Source organism: Heliobacterium chlorum, from assembly GCF_014502795.1.
In the GTDB taxonomy this organism is placed as follows: Bacteria; Bacillota; Desulfitobacteriia; order Heliobacteriales; family Heliobacteriaceae; genus Heliobacterium; species Heliobacterium chlorum.
In genome coordinates this window covers 58282-81944 of record NZ_JACVHF010000007.1, presented here as the reverse complement: position 1 = coordinate 81944, position 23663 = coordinate 58282, and the positions used below count along the sequence as shown (strand labels likewise).

Below are 23663 nucleotides of genomic sequence, written 5' to 3'. Positions count from 1 at the left end.
TCTAGTCTTCGATTATATATCCGTAGCCCCAAACGGTCTTAATCTCCAAGCATGAGCCACTTTGGACTAGTTTTTTTCGAAGTCGTTTGATCAGGTCATCGATGGTACGGGGGCTGCCGGTATAGGTATATCCCCAGACCTGGTTCAACAACTGGTCGCGAGTGTAAGCCTTTTTTCGGTTGGTGATGAGGAAAAAAAGCAGTTCATACTCTTTAGCCGTCAGATCTAAGTCCCCCTTAGGGCTGGAAACTTTCCGAGCTTCCGGCCAGACCTGAAGGTCATGACAAAGGACGTGGGGGAGTGGATCTGCGTCAGAGGAGCGGGAAGAAGTCTTTTGACTTACCTCTTGCTGGCCATAAGCATCAGCGGTAGCGCTAGATTGAATATGTAGAGGTTGTTCAAATGTTGGCTGTACAGACCTTGTTTGTACAGCTATGGGTGTTGTCACACTTGCCGAGGCGTGTTCTGAGTTCGAGGTGACGCGACGGAGGATGTTTTTTACTCGAACCACCAGTTCTCGAGGACTGAAAGGCTTAGAGAGATAATCGTCGCTGCCGAGTTCCAGCCCGACGATACGGTCAATTTCGTCATCTTTCGCCGATACGATGATAATGGGGATATCACTTTCCCGGCGTATGATTTTACAGATCTCCAGCCCATCGACGCCAGGCATCATGATGTCAAGGATGATCAGGTCAGGCTTTCGTTGCCGGTAAGCATCTAAGATATCCCTTCCGTTCGTATAGGCTTGAACATGGAAACCGTCTTTTAACAGGTAGCGGCTGATTAGATCCAAGATAGGCGGTTCATCATCAGCAACATAGATAAGAGCCATGAGAGAAAACCTCCTTCGTGGCTAGAGGTGAATTTATCTTATTGTTTGTTTGCCACGTCGCAGAAGTCAACCCCAATTTGTTTTTTGAAAAATCTGAATCGGTAACTTTATCATGAAGTTGAAGTAGGAGTTCCCATGGACAGATTATCTACAAAAATAACTGAGAATCGATGTCGACTTTTTTCACCTTATTTCGACAAAATGACGGGTTTGATTGCGAAATAGTTAAAAAATGCGTGAAATACAGAGATAACTTAATCAGAAGGCGATTTCTCAACTTTTCATAAAGGCAGTTGTAAGAGTATTGTCAGAGGAGAATGATAGGATTTTTAAAAAGTGTCGGAATCTCATTTCTATTGTTCATGAGTAATCCCTTTTGGCGGTTGTACAAAAATTAGGGTCTTTGGAATCTGTCTCTAACATTGAACTTAATGGTAAAAGTATACGAAAAGATAATGAACGGAAGTGGTTGTAAACATGGTAGTAAACGTGGGAAGGCGAGGTAAGGGGAGCAAGAAGTATTTTTCGTTCTTGCTTGTGATCTTCCTTATTGTGCAAATCACTTTGGGTCCCTGCAAGACGATTACGGGAGCAAACGCCAGCGAACCTGTCAGCGTCGATGAGGTTGTACAGACGAATCCTGTCGTGAGTCCTACTACCAGTGAAAGTGGACAAACTAGCAGCGGTACCCCTGAAGAAAGTCCGCCAAAGGAAACTGTAACCGAGGCGGTCTACCAATCTGAGGGAAGCGGGACGGTACAAGCCTCCCCTTCAGTTCAGCCGACACAACCAGCGACAAGTGGAACAGGTAATTCGGTACCCGAGATCAATGATGGTGATCAGAAGAACATCACCATAGATGAGGATCATTCAATCAACTTCACAGTAACAGCGAACTATACGGGGACGGACGACCTAACTTGGACGACCACGAAAGCCAGTCATGGAAACGCCGCGATCACTGGCAGCGGAAACAGTGCGACCGTAACGTACAGCCCGAATGGGAATTACAACGGAACCGATAGTTTTACCGTTCAGGTCAGCAATACCTCTGGAGAAACCGATACCTTATCGGTGAACCTAACTATCAATCCCATCAACGATCCACCCGTAAATACAGCCGAGCCAACCATCTCGGGTGAGCCGAAGGTTGGACAGACACTCTCGGTAAATAACGGAACATGGAACGACGATTTGGACATAAATCCGGGCCAAATCAGTTACACCTATCAATGGCAACGAGCGGCTAATGCCGATGGAAGCGACGCGATAGATATCGCAGGCGCTACAGGCGCAAGCTACAGTCCGGATACCGCTGACTCGAATAGATACATACGGGTCAAGGTAACTGCTGAGGATAATGGAGAAGGTACTCCGGCAACTGAGAAAACTACGGTGTGCTCCGAGTGGTTGGGGATAAAGGGAAACCATCCCCCGGTGATCCAAGAAAAATCAGCTTCGATGAACCTAGTCGAAGACGGAAATGCAGCAGAGTTAGTCATACATGCAGCTGATGCCGATGAGGACACCCTGCTATGGAGCATCAGCAAGCAAGCCAAACTCGGCACAGCCGCAGTGACAAATGGCGCCGTGAGCTTCAGCCCAAAGAAGGATGAAAACGGAGCCGATAGCTTTGATGTTCAAGTTAGCGATGGAAACGGCGGCTTGGACACGATCACCGTCAATGTGACCATTCAATCGGTTAATGATCCTCCTTCCTTTTTAAAAGGATCGGACCAATCGATTCTTGAGGACGATGGACCCCAAACGATCGCTGGTTGGGCGACGGCTATATCGAGTGGTCCGGCTAACGAATCCGATCAAACTCTTTCCTTTACGGTTACAAACAATAACAACGCCCTCTTCAGTGCCCCACCAGCCATCTCTCCGAACGGAACTCTCTCCTATACACCGGCTCCGAATGCGAACGGTACCGCGACGGTAACGGTCATCTTGAATGACAACGGGGGGGCCGGTAACGGCGGGGTGGATACGTCGGCGTCCCAGTCCTTTACGATTACGGTGAACGCCGTTAACGACGGGCCTTCCTTTATCAAGGGATCCGATGAAAACGTCTTGGAAGACTCGGGAGCACACACCGTAAACAACTGGGCGACGGGTATATCGAAAGGACCCGCCGATGAAAACGGGCAGACGCTGTCCTTCGACGTTACCAACGATAACAAGGCATTATTTACGGTGCAACCAGCTATCGCCTTGAACGGAATCCTTACATACACCCTCGCACCCGACCAAAATGGTCTTGCTCATGTAACCGTTAAATTAACCGATAACGGCGGTACGGCGAACGGCGGAGTAGACTCTACCGAACAAACTTTCATGATTACCGTAAATGCTGTCAATGACGCCCCTTCCTTTATCAAGGGGACAAATCAAGAAGTGGTCGAAGATGCAGGAGCGCAGACCATCCCCGGCTGGGCCACAGGCATCTCAGCCGGACCGGCTGATGAAGCGGCACAAAAGATGTCCTTTCTGGTAACCAACGATAGCAATGACTTGTTCAGTGTGCAGCCTCAGATTTCTCCAGAGGGAACCCTTACCTACACACCGAAGGCCGACGCAAACGGCATAGCCCTTGTGAAAGTACAGATCACCGATGATGGCGGGTTAGATAACGGTGGGGTAAACAGCTCGGAGGAACAATCTTTCCTGATTTCCATTACACCGGTAAACGATCCGCCCACCCTTAGCGAGATCGGCGACCAAAGGGTCAATGAAGACACGGAAGAAATCCAAGTGACTTTTACCGTCGATGATGTCGACAATAATACATCCCTGCTCAGTATCACCGCCCAATCGACCAATCAGGATTTACTTCCCAATACAGGGCTTGTCATCGGCGGAGCCGGAAAAACGAGAACATTGTTGATGCATCCCGTTGCCGATAAATACGGCACCGCCCAAATAACCGTCACTGTAAGTGATGAACAGAAAACGGTATCTAAGACGTTTACGGTGACAGTGGATTCCGTGAACGACGAGCCGACCATCACCTCCATATTGAATCAGACTGTCGACGAAGATGGAGCAACAGGAACCATTCCCTTTGCCGTATATGACAAGGAGACGGCCCTCGACAAGTTAAAAGTTACGGCAGTTGTCGACAACGCGACTCTTTTTCCCGAGAGTAATATCAGCCTCGGCGGCAGTGAAGGGAACAGAACCATCTCCCTGCGTCCGGCCGCGGATCAATCGGGCAGCGCTAATGTCACCGTCACTGTCGAAGATGAAGACGGCGGCAAAAAAACGACTGCTTTTACAGTTACCGTCCGTGCCGTAAACGATCCACCAGTGCTGATTATACCGGGTAGTCTGAGTATCGCCGAAGACACGATCATCGGACCGCTTCCCATAAGCATCGACGATACGGAGACGTCACCTAGTGAACTCGTTGTTACCGCCGAATCGAGCAATCCTTATTTGGTACCGAAGGAAAACATCGAACTGGGTGGCAGCGAAAAAGCCAGGACTATCAAAATCACTCCGCTGGCCGACCAAAACGGCAGCACCCAGATTACCGTCGCTGTGGACGATGGAACAACGAAGACCGTAAAAGCCTTTACCGTTACCGTCAACCCCGTCAACGATGCTCCGCAAATCGGGAGCCTAGAGACGAAACATGTCGCTGAAGACAGCACGTCCGATCTTTTCACCTTCACCATCGGCGATATCGATAACAACCCGGCAGAACTTCAGGTTACAGCCCTATCGGATAATCCCGGGCTTATCCCCAATGAAAATATTATCTTAGGCGGTTCTGGGGGAAACAGGACGATCCAAGTGACTCCTTTACCCAACCAGAACGGTATGGCTCACATCACATTGACCGTCAGTGATCGAGCTTTAACGAACCAAACCGTGTTTGATGTCGTCGTTGATAACGTGAACGATGCTCCAGAGATCGGCGTAATCGGCAACCAGGAAATCGGACAAGGCACATCGACAGCGGAGATACCCTTCAATGTTTGGGATATCGACAACGATGCTAACAGCCTCGAATTATCCTCTACGATTTCAGGTGTGGATGGTGTAACCGTCGTCTTTGGCGGAGCCGGAAAAGATAGAACGGTAAAAGTAACAGCGCCTGCGGACCAGATGGGTATAGCAGTTATCACAGTGAAAGTCAGCGACGGCTCCCTTTCGGACGAAGAAACTTTTACTGTAACAGTAGATCCGAACGGTGTAGGAACTTCACCCATCAGCCACATCATGGACCAAGAGATATTTGAAGATACAGATACGGGTCTGATTTATTTCACTGTCAACAGCGCCTATGCGGATAACGTATCTGTTACATCGGATAATCAGGATATCGTGCCTGATAGGATGATCCAACAGGATGTGGTCGGAGGCGACAAAACGAAGCGAGCCGTAAAGGTAGTCCCTGCTCCAGACAAAAACGGCCCAGTAAACATCACGGTGACGGCAACAACGGAACCGAACGGGACGGAAACTGCAAGTAGATCTTTCCGTGTTACCGTGTTGCCTGTCAACGATGAACCAGTGATCAACGGACCAAAAGCCATTCACATTGCCGAGGACCCAGACAAAGCATCTGACGAAACGATCACCGTGACCGATGCCGATACGAAAGATACCACCAACCCCGATAGGCTTACTGTATCCGCCTATTCCAGCAACCAGGTGCTGATTCCCGACGAGAACATCACAGTGAATAAAGATGAAAACGATCCGACTATTATCGCCTTGGCGCTCACCCCTGTCCCTGATAGAAACGGAGTCGCTGTGATCACCGTATCCGCCAATGACGGACATGTGACGGTGACCAAAAACTTCACGATCACCGTCGATCCCGTCAATGACCCACCGACCATCGGGCCGATTGAAGATCAGGTGATCGATGAAGATCATTCCACAGGACCTATAGCGGTGAATGTGGACGATGTAGAACTTGATGCGGGCAGCCTGACCGTAATGGCAACATCTAGTAACCAAGCGATCGTGCCCGATGCAAACCTACTGGTGAGCGGAAAAGGAAAAGCTAGGACCCTTACCATAACACCAGCAGCAAATCAAAGCGGGACAGTTACGATAACCGTTGGGGTCAACGACGGCGTTGAAACTACCGAAAAAAGCTTCACCCTCACCATAAATCCCGTCAATGACGCTCCCTACATCAGCTACATTCCGAACCAGTCGACAGAGGAAGACAAGCCCACCTCCGCGATTCCCTTCACCATTGGCGATATCGATAGTTCTGTAGATAGTTTGGTCGTCAATGCCACTTCTGACAACCCGGATTTGATACCGAACAGTGCAGCAGGAATTCAGGTAAATACAAATGGGACCAACGGAAAGATCACTCTGACGCCTGCAACCAATCAAAGCGGTACAGCTAAAATCACCGTTACCGTGTCCGATGGTTTTTTGACGGCTACCCGTAGCTTTACCGTCGTAGTAACCCCCGTCAACGACCCGCCGACGATCACCGATATCCCTGTGACGACGATCGACGAAGACAGTGCCACCGGTCCTATTCTCTTTATGATAGGTGACGAGGAAACACCGGTGGAAAATCTAACCTTATCGATTACATCAGGCAATCAGATGTTACTGCCCAACAGCAACATTGTGAGAACAGACAACGGTGCCGAGAAAAGCATCACACTGACACCGGCAGCCAACCAAAACGGAAGTACACTAGTGACGATCAAGGTCAGTGACGGAGAAAAGACGACAGTCAAGACGTTTTCCTTCATCGTACGCCCCGTCAACGACCCACCGACGATCAGCCCCGTCGACGACCAAACGATTTTAGAGGACAAGGCGACACCGACGATCGTCGGCTTTACCGTGGGAGATCTGGAAAAAGACGCAGGCAGCCTGGTGATCACAGCTACATCGAGCAATCCTGCCGTAATCCCGGCATCGCGACTGCTTTTTGGCGGAACCGGTGCTTTTCGAACGGTTAGATTCACACCGTTGCCCGATCAGAACGGTGAAACCCTGATCACCTTATCGGTAAATGACGGTATCGATACCACGACCGAAACGTTCAAAGTGTACGTAACACCTGTCAATGATAAGCCTTCTTTCGTCAAAGGTCCGAATCAGACCGTGAACGAAGATGCCGGAACGCAGGAGATTCAGAACTGGGCGACGGCTATCTCTCAAGGGCCGGCGAATGAATCAGACCAGACGGTCGAATTTACCCTAACCAACAATAACAACAGCCTTTTTTCTGAACAGCCTGCCGTTACTGCAATTGGAACGCTTACCTATAGGCCGGCTGACAATGCCAATGGAACCGCTACCGTCACCGTTACCATGAAAGACAGTGGAGGAACGGCCAATGGAGGCATCGATACGGCTGCAGTACAAACCTTTACGATCACTGTCAACTCGGTCAATGATGCACCTTCCTTTACAAAGGGACCGGACCCGACAGTGAACGAAGACTGCGGTCCCCAGAGCATCGCGAACTGGGCAGGCAATCTATCGAAAGGACCTGTCGATGAAGTCAATCAAACGCTTACCTTCGCTGTAGTCTCCAATACCAATCCGAGCCTGTTTAGTACGGCACCGTCTATTTCGTCGAACGGGACCCTCTCGTTTACACCTGCTGCCAACGCCTCGGGAACGGCAACGATAGAGATTAAGCTCACTGATAACGGTGGCACCGCTAACGGAGGAATCAACCAGTCCCCCATTCAGACCTTCACGATCACCGTCATTGGGGTAAACGATCGCCCGTCCTTCACCAAAGGCGGAAATCAGTCAGTGAAAGAAGATGCCGGACTCCAGACCCTGTTGGGCTGGGCAACGGCTATATCTCCAGGTCCTTCGAACGAATCAGCGCAAAGTGTCACCTTCTCTGTCACAAACGATAACCATAGCCTCTTTTCCCTTCAACCGGCCATTACTCCAACGGGGACATTGACCTATACCCCGGCGGAAAACAAATCGGGAACAGCGACGGTTACGGTAAAGCTAGTTGATGACGGAGGCACCGCCAACGGGGGAACGGACACCTCGGTGGGACAAACCTTTACCATTACCATCACCCCAATAAATGATCCGCCTTCTTTTACGCTAGGAGTTAGTCCATCGGTCAACGAAGACGGGGGAATGCAGACGATAACCGGCTGGGTGACCGGTATCACGAAAGGTCCGGCAGACGAGGATAGCCAGTCCCTCACTTTTAAAGTCGATAATGACAGTACTCTTTTATTCACCAGCCAGCCGGCGATTGCGCCCGATGGAACTCTATCTTTTACCACGGCGCCCGATGCCTTTGGATATGCGACTGTGTCGGTACGCGCAAAAGATGATGGTGGAACGAGTAACGGGGGAATTGATACGTCCGCCACGCGGACCTTCACCATTACGGTCAACGCCGTGAACGATGCGCCTTCCTTTACGAAGGGAGCCGACCAGGTCGTCCAGGAAGACGCCGCTCCTCAGACTATCCCGAACTGGGCCACTGCCATATCAACAGGTCCCAGCAATGAAGCGACGCAAAAGGCCTCCTTCGTAATCAGCAGCAATAGCAACAGTGCCCTCTTCCGTGAACCACCGGCCATTTCCGATCAGGGTACCTTAACATACACCCCTGCTGATAACGCTGCCGGAACCGCCACGATAAACGTCAAGCTTATCGATGACGGCGGAACCGATTATGGCGGCATAAATGAAACGACGGAACAATCGTTCACTATCACCGTAAATCCGGTAAACGATGGACCGACGATCAGCCCAATCGCCGATCAGACGATTGACGAAGATACGTCGACCGGCCAACTCCCCTTTATCATCGGAGACGTCGATAACGACATCAATACACTGACTCTCTCCGTGGTATCGAGCAATCAGGACCTTATTCCAGACGGAAACATCCAGTTAAGCGGTTCAGGTGCCAACCGGACATTTTATGCCGCGCCCGCAGCCAACCAATATGGAAACTCGAACATCACCATCACGGTGAGCGACGGAAGTCTAAAGGCTTCCAAATCGTTTACGGTGACAGTGGTTTCGAAAAATGACAACCCGACGGTCGAGAATCAAAGCTTCCTCACCTATTCGGGATTGACTGTCGAGGGCTCGTTGAGTGCCACCGATGTGGATGGTGACCGTCTCACCTATGAACTCAGTTCACCGGAACCCATCAAGGGTTCATTTACCATCGATAAAGACAGCGGTGCCTGGACATTTACGTCCGAAAAAGGATATACGGTCACCCAAGAAGTCATAGTCAAAGTACTCGTCTCGGACGGCAATGGCGGCCAAGGTGAAGGAACGATTAATTTTACGATTCTGCCCTTGCCGGCTGGCAAAGACTATCAACTCTTAACCCGCAAAAATACATCCGTAAGCGGAAAAGTGGCAACGGGGAATGAAGACAACAGCACGGTTACCTGTTCACTTTTCACAGAACCGGCTCATGGCACGGTGACAGTGAACAAAGACGGCAGTTGGAGTTATACCCCGGCTGATGATTTCATCGGAAACGATCGGTTTACAGTGTTGATTTCCAACGACAAACATCAATATGCACAGTCCAATGTGACGATCATCGTCCACGACGGCACACTTACCTTGACGGGACAGGTTAACGATCGGGATACCCAAAAAGCGATCAGCAACGCAGAAGTGAGGTTGCTCGATGTAGCCGGTAAAGTCATCGCCCAAACAACATCCGATGGGGAGGGACGTTACCGGATAGATAAACTCGTCGAGCACGACTACCTCATCGAAGTTGTCCACCCCGATTACAGCGAGAATCGGCGAGCGAGCACGATCACCTTTGCGAACAGCACCGGCGGTACGGTAACGGAGGACTTCGAACTGGTTCAGTTTACCTTACAATTGTCGGCCAACCCGACATCCATCAAAGCCGACGGTGTTGATGAAACCCAGTTGACGGCAACCCTCAAAGATAAGTTCGGCAAGCCTATACCGGGAATTGAAGTCACCTTTAGTGCGGAGGCAGGCTTTTTTGACCACGGACGGACCGCTGTGACCAACGAAGCGGGAATCGCTCAACAGACGTACCGTTCCGAGAAATTGGAGGGAGTCAACCGGAAAGTCATCCCGGTCATCGTCACTGTCGATAACACTGAAAAGGGCCTCTATGGAACAGAACGCATCTTTGTCACCTTTGAACCGGGCTTTATCACAGGGATCGTCCTGGACAACAACAGCGGAGAGCCTGTAAAGGGCGCCGTCGTCAAGGTATCCAAAGACTTTGAAGGCGACGGCATCAACGATTTCTCCTTTACCCAGGTCACTGAGGCCGACGGGAAATATCGAATTGCCATCCCCAGGGGTGGCGTAGATTACGATATCTCGATAACAAAACCTGTTTTGATTGGAGACACGACGCAGAACGTCACCTTCACCCAAAAAGCTCAAGTCAACGGGGAAGTCGGCGAAAGTGAAGTCTATACGTCCAACAAAACAGCCACAGGCCTCCTCATCACCAAGGAACCCGATGGCACGGCTACGACACAAATGTCGGCAGAACTACGCCAAAAAATGAAGGTCTACTTACGCGATTCGAATGGGAATTACCTGTTGAACGGAAAAGGTGAAAAGAGGAACCTGCTGGCGGCGAAGGGAGACGGAAATAACGTCGATATCTTCTATGCCGATGCCTTAGCCGAAGGAACTTATCAGTTGGAAGTGGTCATGGAGATCGCCGATGAAAAAGGGCAGACGCAGGAACTTATCCTTAACCAAAAAGCGGATGCCCCTGCCGGGGAAGAACTGACCAAAGTGGTCGTCGATAAGGCCGGCCAGATTTCCATTATCGAGGAACTGATTGACCCTTATGGAACGATCACCGACGCTAAGACTGGCGCTAAAATTGCCGGCGCCCATGTCGTCCTCTATTATGCAGACACTCCTCGTAACCGAGCAAACAGCAGGACCCCAGGTACGACGGTGCCTCTGCCGGAAATCACCGGCTTTGCTCCAAGCGACAACGCGAACCCACAGAATAGCGATGCCAATGGTGCCTATGCATTCATGGTATTTCCCAGGACGGATTATTACCTCGTCGCGACCAAGAACGGCTATCAGACCTTTACCAGTCCGACGATTTCCGTTGAAACGGCCCTTGTCAAATATGACTTTGCGATGGAGCCGGCATCATCAAGCCACGGCGGTGCCACCGAGCCTGCCGAGGTCCTTCCTCCCAAGCCGCCTGTCCATCAAGGGTTGGTCATTTGGTACTCCTCTGATCGCCCGAGCTACGGTGAAGGGGATACCATCACTTACACCATCTCCTACAAGAACGGCTCGACTGAAAGCATCCATAAGGCGGCGATCACCGCTTCGGTTTCGGGATATACGAGCGTAGATAACCCTGCCGGCGGCACCACGAAAGACGGTAAAATTACTTGGCAGGTCGGTGACATCCAGCCTGGACAAGTGGGGATCATCATCTACAGGGTCAAGGTAAAAGAGGGTGCCTTGACTGCGCCGGAGACGTTTATCACTGAAGAGGCAGCCATCTCGGTAGACGGGCAAAAGCTCGATTCTGCCGACAGCCGGGCCTCCCTGAGAATCTTGCTGTTTACAAACCGCTTCGGAGAAGGCCACCACGAACCCTATGTCATCGGCTATCCCGATAAATCCTTTGGCCCCTATCGCAATATCACCCGGGCAGAAGTAGCCACGATGCTCATCAGAATTTCAGGCACAGGAGATCAACCTTGGAAAAGCGACTACCTCGATGTAGACCATTCGCACTGGGCGTATAAATACATCATGGCCGCGACGGCGAAAAACCTATTCCAAGGATACGAAAACGGCACGTTCCATCCTGATGAAGCCATAACCCGGGCAGAATTATCGGCGGCCATCGCCAACTTCATGAAGTTAGAAAAACGAAATCCCTTGGAACTGCACTTCAAAGATATTGAAGGCCACTGGGCAGCCAAGGATATCGAAGAAATCTATCGCAACCATATCATCAATGGCTATCCGGGCAACCTGTTCAAACCGAATGACAAGATATCCCGAGAAGAGACGGTGACTATGGTGAACCACCTTCTCGGCCGGGGACCATTAAAAGGAGTCGAAGCCTTATTCCCTGACGTTTCACCGGATCACTGGTCGTTTGGGCAGGTAGAGGAAGCGGCCCACACCCATCACTTTGCCCGCAATAACGATGGTTCGGAGACGATGTCCTCAAAAGGTACCGAAACTAGATAGAAGATAACGGAAAGAAGAGTTTATTGAGAGGTTGTACAAGCGATTTGTACAACCTCTTTTTTTGCGAAAGAATTTCATCATATCTTGTGACCCAATGGGGCATAAACGTTTTATTTAAGTAAAAATGCAACTGAATACATAATGTCTTGAGAGAGAAAAGCTTCTTTGCTTAAAAATAAGCAAATTCTAGCAAAGGACAGCCTCAGTGTTTCTTCCTCACCTCCCTGCATAAGGTAGAAGTAACCACTTCGACAAGCCTATGTTCACCATACCCTCAGACTACTCGCAAGGGGGAATGATTTTGGATTTCTTTCATAAGCTTGAAAACTACCGTCAGCGGGAAAGAGAGTTAGCCTGGGAAGGAACTTTCCGGGAGTATCTGCTTTTGGTCAAAGAGCGTCCCTTTATCAGTCAACTGGCCCATTCCCGAATATATAACATGATCGTTTCTGAGGGAGTGGAGGAGATCAACGGGATTCGCCGATACAAATTCTTTGATGATGAGATCTATGGTTTGGATAAAACCTTGGAAACCCTCGTCGAAGAATACTTCCATTCTTCAGCCCGCCGGACCGAAGTGCGCAAACGGATCCTGTTGCTCATGGGGCCCGTCTCCGGGGGGAAATCGACCATCGTAACGATGTTAAAACGGGGGATGGAACAGTACAGCCGAACAGCACTAGGGGCTGTCTATGCCATTAAGGGATGTCCGATGCATGAAGAACCACTTCACCTCATCCCCAAGGAACTGCGGGAAGACTTTATGAACGAGAACAAACTTTACATTGAAGGCAACCTCTGCCCCCACTGCCAGATGCGTCTCGAGACGGAGTGGGCCGGTCGCATCGAAGAAGTACCGGTGGAGCGAATCTTCTTTTCCGAAGAAAAACGGATCGGTATCGGAACCTTCAGCCCTTCCGATCCGAAGAGCCAAGATATCGCGGACTTGACAGGTTCTATCGACTTCTCCACCATATCGGAATACGGTTCCGAATCAGATCCGCGAGCATACCGTTTTGATGGCGAACTGAATAAGTCGAACCGGGGGATTATGGAGTTTCAGGAGATGCTCAAAGCCGATGAGAAATTCCTCTGGAACCTCCTGTCTCTCTCCCAAGAAGGCAATTTCAAGGCTGGCCGTTTCGCTCTCATCAGTGCTGACGAACTGATCTGTGCCCATACGAACGAAAGCGAATATAAAACTTTCGTTTCCAATAAGAAAAATGAAGCGCTCATCTCTCGGATGATCGTGGTCCGAGTCCCTTATAACCTGCGAGTCAGTGATGAAGTTCGGATTTACGAAAAGCTCATCAAGCAGTCTGATCTTCAACACATCCACATCGCTCCCCATGCCCTGCGGGCAGCAGCGATCTTCTCCGTTCTGTCGCGATTGAAGGAATCGAAAAAACAAGGCATGGACCTTGTCAAAAAGATGCGGCTCTATGATGGGGAGGATGTGGAGGGCTTTAAGCAAAAGGACCTGGTGGAACTGCAGAATGAGGTGACCGACGAAGGAATGAGCGGCGTTGACCCCCGGTATGTGATCAACCGCCTATCTTCGGCCTTCATCCGCAAGGATACAGTTTGCATCAATGCACTCGACGTGCTTCGCGCCCTCAAAGACGGACTCGATCAGCATCCCTCCATCACCAAGGAGGAGCGGGACCGGCTGATGAACTTTATCGCCATCTCCCGAAAAGAATTTGACGACATCGCGAAAAAAGAAGTTCAAAAAGCGTTTGTTTACGCCTACGAAGAATCGGCCCGGACACTGCTCAACAACTACCTTGACAATGTGGAAGCCTACTGCAACGGTGTCAAGCTTCGCGATCCCATCACGGACGAGGAGATGGATCCTGATGAGAAACTGATGCGGTCCATTGAAGAGCAGATCGGGATCAGTGAAAACGCCAAAAAAGCTTTCCGCGAGGAAATCCTCATCCGCCTGTCCACCTATGCCCGCAAAGGTAAAAACTTCGACTACACCTCCCATGAACGGCTGAAAGAGGCCATCGAGAAAAAACTTTTCGCCGATCTAAAGGACGTCGTCAAAATCACCACATCGGCCCGTACGCCAAACGCGGAACAATTGAAGCGGATGAACGAAGTCACCGCGCGCCTCATCGAAGATCACGGCTACTGCCCTGTCTGTGCGAACGAGCTACTGCGGTATACGGGTTCCCTCCTCAACCGCTAGGAGGTGGAGCGATTGTCGGGCGACTTTATCCTCAATCGGGAAGACTGGTCCCTCCACCGGAAAGGCCATATTGATCAGGCCCGGCACCAGGAAAAAGTGCGGGAGTCGATTCGGAAAAACCTTCCCTCGATCATCAGTGAAGAAGCGCTGATCCTCAATGACGGCCAAAAGACCGTAAAAGTCCCTATCCGTTCCTTGGAAGAGTACCGGATCCGTTACGACTTCAACAAACAAAAGCATATCGGGCAAGGCGACGGCGACAGTAAAGTCGGAGACGTTCTCGGGCGCGAACTGCAACCGACTCCCGGAAAAGGTCAAGGCGGTGCCGGCAATGAACCTGGGGTCGATTACTTCGAGGCGGAAGTCGATATCGATGAAATCGAAACTATCCTCTTCTCCGATCTCAGCCTGCCGAACATGGAGCAGAAAGCCGCACCGGAACTGGAGACCGAATCGTATCGGTTTACAGACATCCGCAAAAAGGGACTGCAAAGCAATATCGACCGCAAGCGGACTCTGATAGAAGCCTATAAGCGCAATGCCATGCGTGGCAATCCCGGCTTTTTCCCCGTCCTTCCCGATGATTTACGGTTCAAAACATGGGAGATTCATCACGAACGGCATGCCAACGCCGTCGTGCTCGCCATGATGGATACGTCTGGTTCTATGGGTAACTTTGAAAAGTATATTGCCCGCACCTTTTTCTTCTGGATGACCCGATTTTTACGCACGAAGTATCATGCCGTAAAAATCGTCTTTATCGCCCACCACACGGAAGCCAAGGAAGTGACGGAAGAAGAGTTCTTTACCAAAGGCGAATCAGGCGGAACACGCTGCTCATCGGCTTACCAGTTGGCCAACGATATTATCGACCAGCGCTTTCCGCCCCAGGATTATAATATCTATGCGTTTCACTTCTCCGATGGCGATAACCTATCGACAGACAATGAACCGTGTGTACGTCTCGTCAACGACCTTTTAAATAAAACGAACCAGTTTGGTTATGGGGAAATCGTACGGTCTCATTTTTCCAGTACCTTGATGAACGCCTTCCGAAAGATTCAAAACGAAAAGTTTTCTACGGTAACCATCCGGGATAAAACAGAAGTCTATTCTGCGCTGAAGACTTTTTTTAGAGAGACAGGGGAGTCAAAATAAAAACGACCTGACTGTAAATCGTATAAAGCATAAGTAAGGGCCGAACAGGCGTTTTTTTCGACGCTGTTTCGGCCTTCGCTTTTTAAAGGTATGTGCCCTAACGTACCGCGAGGATAACATCGATAGCCTCCCGGAGTTCGGCCAATTCAGAGGAACGGACAAGATAGCTGTAATCGCCCATCGCCAGTTGAAAGATGGGGCTAAGCCTCTCATGATGGCAAAGGAGATCTCCTAGACGCGTAAGCACTTCCTTATGAGAGTACACATAAGTGTTGCTTAACCTGCGGCCTACATAAGCACAATAGTATTTACGCTCATAGGTAAAGGTTACATAAGGATCCAGGAGCAACTGAGCCCAGAGGCGATAAATGTCGATATCGTTGGCAAAGTTGAACATATCTAAGGTGAGCCCGCCGGGCGGGCGCATGTTTACCTCTAACGCGACCAGGGAACCATCGCCAGTGCGGAAGAATTCAAAATGAAAAAAACGCTCTCGCACATCGAAAGCCTGCAGTGTCCGTAGGCCCAACTCCATCAGGTCATCAGGGATCTGCCGCACCGAGTAGAAGGATACATGCCGGTTTTCATTGACCGTTTCCATGACGCCCTGGCTGTACACATGAGAAGCGACGAAAAGCAACCGGCCGTCCTTAGCGGTAATCCCGTCAAAGGAATGAATCGTTCCCCCGATGTATTCTTCCAGGACATAGTCGACGGGTGGTTTCTCGGAGAAAAACCGTACCAGGTCCCGGTCTGACTCCAACCGGTAAGTCTTCGCGGAGCCTACCCCAATGTCCGGTTTTACCACCACCGGATAGCCCAACTTTGCAATCCATTGCCGCGCTTCCTCTATCGTGGGAATAATCCCCCCTCGAGCGACAGGAATGCCGGCGGAACGAAAGACTTTTTTCATCTCCGACTTTCGCTTGATCTTTGCGATATCCTCATTTTTGATCCCGGGAACATTAAAGTCTGTGCGTAAGCGTGCCTCCGCGGCAAGCCAATGTTCGTTCAAAGATTCAATCCGGTCCATTTTCCCATAGCGATAGGTAAAATAGCCGCAAGCTCGCATGAGCTGATCATAATCTTCCATATTTTCGACCTGGCGATACTCCGTTAGGGCCTGTCGCAACTCTGGGCGCAGACGGTCAAAAGGCTCGTCAGCAATAGCGAGAACGGTCGCCCCTAGCTCTTTTAGGCGAAGGCAAAAGCGATAATAGTTGGGGGGGAAGTGGGGAGACAGAAATAGGATGTTCAAGCGCGATACCCTCCCGAAGGACTTACCGTTTCCATTGATCGGGAACATATTGCCCTTGCGGTGGAACGGCGAGATGGGCAAAATCGTCGGCAAGTGCATCGAGCTGTTTTCGCAAAGATTCTCCTTGCAGCGGTTGGCCGTGCCCAGAGATAACCACGCTAGGCTGGAGCGCCTCTAATTTCTTGACCGATTCTCGAGCGGACTTCCAGTCGGTGGTAAAGTAAGAGGGCGGTCCGTGAACCTCTTTGTCCTGCGTCAGCACGGCCCAAGCCGATTCTTGCTTGACTGTCGTAAACGCATCACCGGCGACGAGAACGCGATCTTGCTCGCGAAACAAGGAGACATGCCCGGGCGTGTGACCAGGAGTGTGAATCCATCGCCATCCTGACAAAAAGGGTACGCTTCCATCCACAGGTAGAGCCTGTACTCGTTCGCCTAAATTGATGCCCTGATGAGGATAGACGGAAGATACACTAGCCAACAGACCGCCGCCCACAGAGGGATCGGGCGGTGGGTAATCCGATTTGCCTGTCAGGTAAGGCAGTTCCGCCTCATGGGCATAGACCGGAACGTGCCAATCCTTCAGCAACTCTGGGAGGGCGCCCACATGGTCAAAGTGCCCGTGCGTCAACACGATCGCTTTAGGAGCGATTTCTTTCCCAAAGTGAGCTTTGGAAAACTGACGAATCGAATCAACGGCATTTTGCAGACCCGCATCGACCAGAACCCAGTCGGTTTGCTTGGCAGAATCTTTAAGGAAACAAATATTCACCATCATATTGGTCAAGTAAAAAACGTCCTGTACCACTTGAACGCTGGAGCTATCACTCATCCCAAAGGGCCTCCCCATGTGGTTTTAATGCTTAGCATATACAAATGAAAGAAACCTATTCGAGCTAAAAGCAGCGGAAATCTAGGGAACCGGGCCAACCGCTGGTGGTTTCAAAAAATAATGGCTACTCCGGACAAGCCTGGAAATGTGCATCAATTTACCGTTGAAGCATAGAAACTTCCGGTAACCTTGTACACCTTCAGGACCACCAAGGTAAGGCTGCTGACTGAAGGTGTATTTCAATTGTGAAGAAGTTCTTTTTCGTCAAGGCAATTATGTAACAGGAAATTAATACATTAGAGAAGAATAGATTGACAAAGAAACGTTTGGAAGCAGGAGGATATATCAATACGGGTGGAGGAAAAGGGAAGGAAGGATTATCTTGGGCTTGCTTAAAGTGGTAGAGGTTGATGTAGAGAAGTGCCAGAATTGTTTAGCTTGTCTGGATGCGTGCCCGGTAAAACAGTGCAATATCGTCGAAGAGAATTCCGTCTCTGTCAACGACGACTTGTGTATAGGCTGTGGAGAATGTATTCGTATATGCCGGGAAAAAGGTCATCATGCTCGTACAGGAGTCGATGACTTTACCGAATTTTTGCAAGATATAAAAAAAGGCGAGGCTGTAGGCGTGTTGCTTGCACCGGCTGCAGCCGTCAATTATCCGAACTTGTTACCCCAGTTGATCTCAGCCATCCGGCAGGTAGGGGCTAAAGCGGTTTTTGATGTCAGCTTCGGAGCCGAGATTACCACCTATATGTACCTGAAAGCCTTACAACAAGGCGGTCCCTGCCCCATGATCGCCCAGCCTTGCCCAGCCATCGTTACCTTTATAGAGACCTATCATCCGGATCTAATTCCCTATCTGGCTCCGACCCATTCACCCGCCTTAGATGCGGCCATATGGATCAAGAATCAGTCCGATTATCGCCATTTGAAGCTTGCTTTTGTCGGTCCTTGTTTCGCCAAACGGCGCGAATTTCATGACCCGAACACCAAAGGGGCTATCTCATATAACATAACCTTTGCGTCCTTAGACAAATACTTTGCCGAAAAGGGCATCGACCTTCGAAAGTTAGGAACATCCACCTTTGATACACCAGAGGCGGAACGGGCGGTTGTCTATTCCCAACCGGGGGGATTGACAGAGACTTTTAACCGGTTTGGGGTACCGGTTCGTAAAGCGGACGTACCTCGTGTAGAAGGAGCCGACGAGGTGTATACGGAATACATTCCCCAATTGAAAGCAGATATTCGGCGCGGTAAGGCACCTGTTCTAGTGGATATTCTCAATTGTCTTCACGGGTGTAACGTCGGTCCCGGCACCACTCACGACTTGAGCCGGTACCAAGTGGACTGCATCATGGAAGAACGCAAAGCGGCGCAGATAGAAAAATATAAACAGAACAAAAGCTTATTCAGTAAGGGAAAAGATCCTTTGCAAAAGGTCTATGACGAGTTGTCTCAAAAAGGACTGGATTTTTCCCGCAAGTACAGCGATAAATCTTCATTTAATTCATCGAGAACCATGTCGAGAGTGGACGAGGAACAGATTTGGTTGGAACTTCATAAGGTATCCGAGGCGGAGCGAAACATCAACTGCCAAAGCTGTGGCTATGGCAATTGCCGGTCGATGGTTCAAGCGATCTTTGACGGAAAAAATCGCATCCAAAGTTGTAAGTATTACCTTTTAAAAGAGTCGGAAAGACACTTGGATCAGATGACCGAACAGGCAGAAAAAGCGGAAAATCTGGCCAAGCTTAACCAGGAAGAGCGGAACCGTGTACAACAAACCTACGATCGTCTCATTGAGTTGAATCGGCAAGTGGCCGAAACGGTAGCCCAAATCGGTACGACCAACGAAGATTTGTCTCACAGTTTTCAGACGATCATATCCGGTGCCGAGGAAATGGTGGGCGAGATGTCCCGGTTGACCTCTGATTCCGGCAGGATACGAGATCTGACGAAGAACTCCGAAGCTATCGTCGACGAAATCCAAAACATCGCCTCTCAAACGAACTTGTTGGCGCTCAATGCCGCTATCGAAGCAGCCCGTGCCGGTGAGAGTGGGCGGGGATTCGCTGTCGTAGCTGAGGAAGTCAAAAAATTAGCGGGTCAGTCTTCGTCGGGAACGGAGCGTATCCGTGAATTTATCATGGCTATTGCCAATCAGTCAGAAACATTAGATGAAAAAACGGGACACGTATTGGACGTATCGCAAAAAATCAGCCATTCCATCGAATCGACAGCGGAGATTCTTAAACGGCAATCGGCCGAGTTGGTGAACGAAGCGAAAAAGTTGAAAAATGAAGAAGCTAATCTAACACATTAAAACACAAACCGAAAGGCCGCTTACTAGCAATAGTAAGCGGCCTTTTTTCATAAGTCTTTCTTGTTAAAATGGTATATAGAAATAGCCAAACAGGCGAGTATGTATAAGATCGTATAGAACAGCATTACGTTGCTCGGCGGTGCGGCTGTTCCAAAGGGACCGGCCGCCAAAGAGGCTAGGGGATTCGTTTCCGTCGTGGCGATGACCGACATGAGTTTTCGAAAGAGCGCATCTGCAGGCATGATTAAACTGATACCGATGCCGATGTTCATTAGATCTGTGCGAGACACCATGCTGCCGATCTGCTCCAGAAAGCCGCCTATGACGCCAAGACCGAAGAGCATGACCGAGGCGATGCCAGCCGGCAGAGTCTTGACGAGGGTGCTAAAGACCATAGCCACACTAAGCAGCACGAGAGGCTGCATGATGAAGATGAGCGTTCCGAAGATCATTCGTCCCGGCGTCATAGATATCAGGGCCGCTTGATTATAGATCCAATTGATGCTGATCACTCCGGCAAACAGTATGATCCCATAAGCGACCAGCAAGCTGCCGTAGCCTAAAAACTTTCCGAGAACGATCTCCCGCCGCTGAATCGGCTTAGACACAATGGCCTGCAACAGGCCGTTTTCAATCTCTGAGGCGATGGAACCAACGCTGGCCAACAGAGCCAAGAGGGCCAGTAGAAAGGAAGCGAAGTAGAGGCCGGCGCCTAAGACCTGTTGCCCTAGGATCTGCTTCACGATCAACTGAGCTGAATTCGGTCCGATGATCGTTACCATTTGCTGGGCCAGCATGCGCAGGGCGAGGCCATAGAGGCTGAGAAAAGCGGCGGAGAGAAGGAAAGTGATGAAAAAGACGCGTTTTTTCGATGCTTCCCAAAAGGTTAGACGAGCGATTGCAAACAAAGCCTTCTCCCCCTATCATTCCGAGACATATTGCAAGAATAGTTCTTCCAAGGAATTGGAGATCGGTGTCACCTCATAGACGGATAAACCGTTGTCGACCAGTCCTTTGACGAGAGCCGGCACATCAGCGTCTCCATTCCAAGTCAGGATCCATTCCTTGCGCAGGGGATAACCGCTGTTGTCCCAAGTGAGCACCTGCTGGGAGTGAAGCCGGATAGCGGGGTGGGAAGGGGATGGCGTGGAAATCATGTCAACGGGTGCGTCGCCATTGACCACTACCTTGACCTGTTGGCCAGAAGCAGCGAGTTCCCTCCAATCGCCTTGAAAGAGCAGTTGACCTTTTTTGATGATGGCGATCTGATCACAGACCGTTTCCAGTTCGCTGAGCAGATGACTGTTCAAGAAAATGGTCTTTCCACGATCCCGCAGCGATGCTAAGAGATCGCGAACTTCTTTTCGGCCGATGGGATCGAGGGCGGACGTAGGCTCGTCCAGAAAGAGCAAGTCCGGATCGGGGAGGAGGGCACAGGCGAGTCCGATTCGCTGCTGCATCCCTTTGCTGTAACCGCCCACTCGTTTGCTCCCTTGATCGGCGAGACCGACTGCATGTAATACCTCTGGAATTCGTGCCTTCGTCTCCCGAGAGGACATGCCGAAGAGAGATCCGTGAAAGCGGAGTAGGTCTTCACCGGAGAGCCAATCATGATAGCGGAAAGTTTCCGGTAAAAAGCCCACCTTTTTTCGTACCGATACGTCTTCGATGGGACGTCCCAACAACTTGGCCTCTCCTGAGGTCGGTGAGAGCAGGCCCACCAGCATTTTGACCAAGGTGCTTTTCCCGGCACCGTTGGGCCCTAGAAGTCCGAAAATACATCCCGAGGGGACTGCCAGGGAAATATCCCGGCAGCCCCCTTGGCCTTGATAGGTTTTGGTCAATTGGCATGTTTCGATAGCCAGCAAAAAGGTCACCCCAATCAGATTTTTAGTGGAGAGATTGGGCTACCTGAAGGATCGTCTCTTTGTCCATGAACCCGTTGATCTGGTAGACGACGCCCTGATCAACCCAGAGAAGATGGCTAAATCCCCGGGGAGTCTTTCCGTAGACCCCTTCGACCCCGTTGACCGTTACTTTTTCGGTATTTTCACCGGTGTCGGGGATGACTAGAGTGTTTTGCCAGTCTTCAATCGCTGCTAACTGGGTGCGCAAGTCCTCTGGCAGTAGGGGGAAGTCGAGCAGCGCCGACCGCAGGCGATGGGGGTCAACCCCTTCCGGCACGGTCAATTCGGGGCTGCTGAACAGGCTCACCGTCATACCGCGGCGGCCTTCCCGGTCATTATAGACCGCACGCATTCCAGCGGGGATGCGGATGTCAAAGGACTTTCCACTCAGGTTCTCGGGTAGCAGGGTGGTGGCCCCGAAGCCCTTGAGCAGGTTGTTCACTTGTTCTACATCGAGGCTGAATTGGGCTTCGCCTTCTGACAAGACAGAGACTTGTTCCGGTGCATGGTAGCCATCGGGAACGAAAGCTGGCTTTTTTACGGAAAAGGGCAGTTTGTTTTGGGCTTCCGCCATTTTTACTTGTATTTCTTCTGATTTTTTTACGATTTCCGCTTTCCCGAACTGTTGTAGGTTGACTTCTCCCACTTGGGTTTTGACGGCTTTGGCCATCTGTTCCATATCATCAGGAGACACTTTGATCATTTGAATCTTTTGCACGCGGAACAGGGAGAGAAAATCAGCCATCGCCTGCTGAACTGGCGCAATCGTCAAAGAACTAGCCAGCAGTACGCCGGCAGCGACAGCGCCAGCCCATTTCTTCCAGTGCTGCATTATTCTGCGACCTCCTAGTGATTTATCCGTAGAGTAAGCTTTTGTATCCACAACTCGGCGATCCCACTTCACTGTACCATCGGGTGTGACCTCAGTGCTTTTCGCGTGCGATTCGTAGATCTCCAGCCGGAGGGACGTCCACGATTCCAGTTGGCTGAGTTCTTCTACGACAGTGAGGCAGGGGGGGCATTGAGTAAGGTGAGCCTGTAGTTGTTTTTTTTCATCGGCAGTTACTTCAGCATCCACGTAAGCCTGCCAGGTTCCACGATCGGGGCATTTCATGGGATTCCCCCCTTTTTTCCTAAAACAACCTGTTGGGATGCGAACGTCTCATATTCCCGTTTGAAACGTTCCCGGGCCCGGATAAGCACCGTACCCACGGAACTTCGATTGATCTCTGTGGCAGCGGCGATCTCATCGTAGCTGAAACCGGAAAACTTGAGCAGAAGTACCATACGGTCTCGGGCTTGCAACCGGCCCAGGGACTGACTGACCATACGAACTTCTTCCCGGTCCATGACCACCTGTTCTGCCGAAAGAGTTTCGGTGGCGCTGGTCTCAGCGGTGGAATGAAGAAAGACCTTTTCCTCCCGCTGCCGTCGGCTCCCTTCACTGCGTAGGTAGCTGTAGCACAAGTTGCTGAGAACTCGGCTCAGCCAAGCGGACCGGTGGTCGACGGTGGACAATCCAACCCGGTGCAGCCGGACAAAGGTCTCTTGAACCAGATCTTCGGCGACCGAAGGGTCCCCCAAAAGGAAAGTGGCTTGACGAACCAGCTTGGGAAACATCTCCATATATAATTGTTGAAATTCTTCTTTCATACTCTCACCACATATCGGAGATGAGATGGCGATGGGATACCCGTTGATACTACCACCCCCTTGAACCCCGTTGCGCAACGGCTCCCTTTTGGGTTTCCGTTATATAGACCTCACGGGTGGGGGAAAAGTGACAGGGGAAAAGAATCATTATAAAATTCGCCATGGCTAGAGGGGGATACCTTTCGATAAAGACAGAACTCGTCTAATCTTTCGTCGCTATAAATCTTACATGAGTAAGCAATTGGAAGATGGAACGCTACTCATCCGATAAGAACGATAGAAAGGCATGTAGGAG

11 protein-coding genes are annotated in these 23663 nt (G+C 50.5%); 4 read left to right on the top strand and 7 right to left on the bottom strand.

The window, feature by feature from the left end; all coding sequences use genetic code 11:
* Position 1: 1 nt before the first annotated feature.
* Complete coding sequence (locus H1S01_RS08945) at positions 2-835, bottom strand: response regulator transcription factor (protein ID WP_188039804.1); 834 nt, start codon at positions 833-835, stop codon at positions 2-4.
* 477 nt (positions 836-1312) lie between these two features.
* Here H1S01_RS08945 and H1S01_RS08940 point away from each other — a divergent pair, with 477 nt between their 5' ends.
* The 3 genes from H1S01_RS08940 (at position 1313) to yhbH (ending at position 15389) form a co-directional block, all read left to right on the top strand.
* A complete protein-coding gene (locus tag H1S01_RS08940) occupies positions 1313-12034 on the top strand; it encodes a tandem-95 repeat protein (protein ID WP_188039803.1) in 10722 nt (3573 codons plus the stop codon).
* Between the two features lie 301 nt (positions 12035-12335).
* Positions 12336-14231 (top strand): PrkA family serine protein kinase, encoded by a 1896-nt coding sequence (locus H1S01_RS08935; RefSeq protein WP_188039802.1) that lies wholly within the window; start codon positions 12336-12338, stop codon positions 14229-14231.
* Between the two features lie 12 nt (positions 14232-14243).
* Complete coding sequence (gene yhbH, locus H1S01_RS08930; RefSeq protein WP_188039801.1) at positions 14244-15389, top strand: sporulation protein YhbH; 1146 nt, start codon at positions 14244-14246, stop codon at positions 15387-15389.
* 97 nt (positions 15390-15486) lie between these two features.
* On the opposite strand, the gene H1S01_RS08925 is transcribed toward yhbH, so the two are convergent.
* Positions 15487-16647 carry an ATP-grasp domain-containing protein gene (locus H1S01_RS08925; protein ID WP_188039800.1) on the bottom strand — a complete coding sequence of 387 codons (1161 nt, stop codon included), beginning with the start codon at positions 16645-16647 and terminating at the stop codon, positions 15487-15489.
* 22 nt (positions 16648-16669) lie between these two features.
* On the bottom strand, positions 16670-17479 hold the full coding sequence (locus H1S01_RS08920; RefSeq protein WP_243237164.1) for an MBL fold metallo-hydrolase: 810 nt from the start codon (positions 17477-17479) through the stop codon (positions 16670-16672).
* Positions 17480-17861: 382 nt separating this feature from the next.
* Between H1S01_RS08920 and H1S01_RS21925 the strand changes: the two genes are divergently transcribed.
* Positions 17862-19808, top strand: coding sequence for a [Fe-Fe] hydrogenase large subunit C-terminal domain-containing protein (locus tag H1S01_RS21925; protein ID WP_188039798.1), 1947 nt, complete (start codon positions 17862-17864; stop codon positions 19806-19808).
* Positions 19809-19855: 47 nt separating this feature from the next.
* On the opposite strand, the gene H1S01_RS08910 is transcribed toward H1S01_RS21925, so the two are convergent.
* The 4 genes from H1S01_RS08910 to H1S01_RS08895 are packed head-to-tail and all read right to left on the bottom strand — an operon-like array spanning position 19856 to position 23368.
* The gene (locus H1S01_RS08910) at positions 19856-20716 is read right to left on the bottom strand and encodes an ABC transporter permease subunit (protein ID WP_188039797.1); all 861 of its coding nucleotides are present in this window, start codon (positions 20714-20716) and stop codon (positions 19856-19858) included.
* Positions 20717-20731: 15 nt separating this feature from the next.
* Complete coding sequence (locus H1S01_RS08905; protein WP_423751919.1) at positions 20732-21685, bottom strand: ABC transporter ATP-binding protein; 954 nt, start codon at positions 21683-21685, stop codon at positions 20732-20734.
* A gap of 13 nt (positions 21686-21698) precedes the next feature.
* Complete coding sequence (locus H1S01_RS08900) at positions 21699-22829, bottom strand: DUF4367 domain-containing protein (protein ID WP_188039793.1); 1131 nt, start codon at positions 22827-22829, stop codon at positions 21699-21701.
* Entirely contained in the window at positions 22826-23368 is a 543-nt protein-coding gene (locus H1S01_RS08895; protein ID WP_188039791.1) for a sigma-70 family RNA polymerase sigma factor, read from the bottom strand. The genes H1S01_RS08900 and H1S01_RS08895 overlap by 4 nt, the downstream gene beginning before the upstream one ends.
* Between the last annotated feature and the right edge of the window lie 295 nt (positions 23369-23663).